Below are 3,477 nucleotides of genomic sequence, written 5' to 3'. Positions count from 1 at the left end.
CCGGCACCTACGAACCGTCGGCCTGACCCCGCCGGCGGCCGGCGCCCGCCTGCGCCGCGCCACCGCGCCGGGCCGCGCCGAGGCCCCAGGCCTTACACTGTCGGCCGTATCCGCATTTATCGCAGTTCCTGCGAGAGCCCGACCGTGACCCAGACGCCCTTTACCACCCTGCCCCTCCTGCCCGCCCTGCTCGACAACCTGCAAAGCCTGGGGTTCGAGCACATGACGCCGATCCAGGCGCAAAGCCTGCCGCTGATCCTGGAGGGCCGCGACCTGATCGCGCAGGCCAAGACCGGCAGCGGCAAGACCGCGGCCTTCGGCCTGGGCGTGCTGCAGAAGCTCGACGCCACCCGCCTGACGCCGCAGGCGCTGCTGCTCTGTCCGACCCGCGAGCTGGCCGACCAGGTGGCGCAGGAACTGCGCCGGCTGGCGCGCCAGATCGCCAACGTCAAGATCCTGACGCTGTGCGGCGGCGCCGCGGCCCGCCCGCAAGCGGAATCGCTGGCGCGCGGCACCCACATCGTGGTGGGCACGCCCGGCCGCATCCAGGACCACCTGGAACGCGGCAGCCTGGACCTGTCCGGCCTGACCACGCTGGTGCTGGACGAGGCCGACCGCATGGTCGACATGGGCTTCTACGACGATATCGTGGCGATCGCCTCGCATTGCCCCGCCAAGCGCCAGACCCTGCTGTTCTCGGCCACCTACCCCGACAATATCCGCAAGCTGAGCGCGCGCTTCCTGCGCAACCCGGCCGAGGTCAAGGTCGAGGCCCAGCACGACGCCAGCCGCATCGAACAGATCTTCTACGAGATCGACCCCGACGAGCGCCTGGACGCCGTGGCCAGGCTGCTGGCGCATTTCCGCCCGGTCTCGACGCTGGCCTTCTGCAACACCAAGATCCGCAGCCACGACTTGGTCGAACGGCTGCAGGCCGAGGGCATCAGCGCCCTGGCGCTGAACGGCGACCTGGAACAGCGCGAGCGCGACGAGATCCTGATCCAGTTCGCCAACCAGAGCTGCGCCGTGCTGGTGGCCACCGACGTGGCCGCGCGCGGCCTGGACATCCAGAACCTGGGCGCGGTCATCAACGTCGACGTCACCAAGGACACCGAGGTCCACGTGCACCGCATCGGCCGCAGCGGCCGCGGCGAGCAGAAGGGCCTGGCCCTGAGCCTGTGCTCGCCCGACGAAATGCGCTGGGCCAACCTGATCGAGCAATACCAGGGCGCGCCGCTGACCTGGGGCGACCTGAAATCGCTGCGCCCCAAGGCCGACCGGCCGCTGCGCGCGCCCATGGTGACCCTGTGCATCCAGGGCGGCAAGAAGGACAAGCTGCGCCCCGGCGACCTGCTGGGCGCCCTGACCGGCGACGGCGGCCTGGCCTTCGAGCAGGTCGGCAAGATCAACATCACCGAGTTCAACGCCTACGTGGCGCTGGACCGCAAGATCGCCAAGCAGGCCTTCTCGCGCCTGTCCAACAGCAATATCAAGGGCCGGCGCTTCCGCATGCGCTACCTCGAGGAACTGTAAGCATTCGTCAGCGGGCGCCCGCCACGCGGACGTAAACGCTTGATGGTCATATTCGGGATTTGCAATAATGGCCCACCTCGCGCCACCCCGGCGCGGGAGCGGGAACCAAAGGCTCGGCGTGCGCTCCAACCGGCGCATTGCATCCCTTAACCATCAAAAGAGAAATCCACCATGATCAAGTCCGATGACACCGGCAAGCTGATCCTGCGCCTGACCCTCGGTATTCTGATTCTGCTCCATGGCCTGTTCAAGATCACCGGCGGCGGCGTCGGCGGCATTGGCGGCATGCTGTCCTCGCACGGACTGCCCGGCTTCCTGGCCTATGGCGTCTACATCGGCGAAATCCTCGCGCCGGTGCTGCTGATCGTTGGCATCTACACCCGCCTGGGCGGCCTGATCATCGCCATCAACATGGTGGTCGCGATCCTGCTGGCGCACACCGGCCAATTCACCAGCCTGACCAACAACGGCGGCTGGGCGCTGGAACTGCAAGGCATGTTCCTGTTCACGGCCCTGGCCATCGCCTTCATGGGCGCCGGCCGCTTCAGCCTGGCCGGCAACGGCGGCCGCTGGAACTGACCGCCCCGGCGCAAACCGCGCCACCCGGAAGGCCGCCGCGAGGCGGCCTTTTTTCATGGGCGCAAGGCCGGCGCGCGCCGGAACAATTGCTACGAACGACATCAACGGTCACGCCGGCGCAAACATCCGTCACCTGAAAGCTGTTTCGGATCCATTACAGACCCAGAACTCGCCCCCGCGGCCATGGCCTAATCCCTACGAGCCCAAAGAAGGCGTGACGCACGCCAGGCGCTCGGCAGGAGATCCCAAATGAAGAAGACGATTCTGTTGATGCTGGCGATGGCCAGCGCCCTTTCCGGTTGCGTGGTGGTGCCGGCGCGTCCGGCCTACTACCGGCCGGCGCCCGCCTATTACTATTACCCTGCGCCGCATTACTACTACCACGGCTATTGATCCACGCGCCCCATCGCGCAAAGGAAACGCCATGAATGCCATCGCCAGGATTCCCCACTTGCGTCCGTTGGCCGCCGCCATCCTGATGACGGTCGGCGCGGGCGCGGTGGCGCAGACCTATGCGCCGCCGCCCGCGCCGCCCGCGCCAGCCGCCCCGGCCTACGACAGCGGCGATCCCGCCAATGCCAACCTGGCGCCGATCGACCGCAGCCCCCAACCGCCCCCGCCCCTGCCGGTCTACACCCAGCCGCCCGCCCCCGGCGACGGCTACATGTGGGTTCCGGGTTACTGGAGCCTGAACCGCTACGGCTATTTCTGGGTCCCCGGCGCCTGGGTGCTGGCGCCCTACACCGGCGCGCTGTGGACCCCGGGGTACTGGGGCTTCGTCGACGGCGTCTACCTGTGGCACGCCGGCTACTGGGGCCCGCATATCGGCTTTTATGGCGGCATCAACTATGGTTTTGGTTATATCGGCATCGGCTTCGTCGGCGGCTATTGGGACCATGACCGGTTCTTCTACAACCGCGCCGTGACCAACATCAACGTCACCCGCGTCACCAACGTCTACAACCACACGGTGGTGGTCAACAACAATATCGACAACCGCCGCATCAGCTACAACGGCGGTCCGGCGGGCATCCAGCGCCGGGCCGATCCGCGCGAGGTTGCCGCGCGCAACGAGCCGCACCGTCCGCCCACCGACTTGCAACGCGGCTTCGCCCGCGATGCCGGCGGCAACCGCGCCCAGTTCTTCGACCGCAACCAGGGACGTCCGCCGCAAGCCTTCGTCGACCACGCGCCGCCGCAAGGCCAGCGCCCTGGCGGCGGCCCCGGCAATGGCCCCAATGGCGCCGGACCCGGCGCGCGGCCGGACATGAACCGCGGCAATCCCGCCGCCATGCCGGCAGGCGCGGCCCCGGGGCAGGCGCGCACGCCGCCCCAGGCGCAGCAGCCCGGTCCGGGACGCGCGCC

The 3,477-nt window shown here is 68.4% G+C and carries 4 protein-coding genes; all 4 read left to right on the top strand.

Features of this window, described 5'->3' with window-relative positions:
- Nucleotides 1–144: 144 nt before the first annotated feature.
- Entirely contained in the window at nt 145–1,533 is a 1,389-nt protein-coding gene (gene dbpA / locus H0523_RS31705) for an ATP-dependent RNA helicase DbpA (RefSeq protein ID WP_054477597.1), read from the top strand.
- A gap of 171 nt (nt 1,534–1,704) precedes the next feature.
- Nucleotides 1,705–2,112 (top strand): DoxX family protein, encoded by a 408-nt coding sequence (locus H0523_RS31700; protein WP_054430654.1) that lies wholly within the window; start codon nt 1,705–1,707, stop codon nt 2,110–2,112.
- 249 nt (nt 2,113–2,361) lie between these two features.
- Entirely contained in the window at nt 2,362–2,505 is a 144-nt protein-coding gene (locus H0523_RS31695; RefSeq protein WP_006390060.1) for a hypothetical protein, read from the top strand.
- A gap of 31 nt (nt 2,506–2,536) precedes the next feature.
- Nucleotides 2,537–3,477: YXWGXW repeat-containing protein (locus H0523_RS32385; protein WP_257225195.1), on the top strand; the 941-nt coding region annotated here is incomplete at its 3' end.

The organism is Achromobacter insuavis (genome assembly GCF_902859645.1).
Classification (GTDB): Bacteria; Pseudomonadota; Gammaproteobacteria; order Burkholderiales; family Burkholderiaceae_B; genus Achromobacter; species Achromobacter insuavis.
This window is presented reverse-complemented; position numbering and strand designations above follow the sequence as displayed.

Bases quoted from the DNA above. Each gene is read 5' to 3' on its own strand.
- H0523_RS31700 (WP_054430654.1), top strand. From the start codon at position 1,705: ATGATCAAGTCCGATGACACCGGCAAGCTGATCCTGCGCCTGACCCTC.
- H0523_RS31695 (WP_006390060.1), top strand. From the start codon at position 2,362: ATGAAGAAGACGATTCTGTTGATGCTGGCGATGGCCAGCGCCCTTTCC.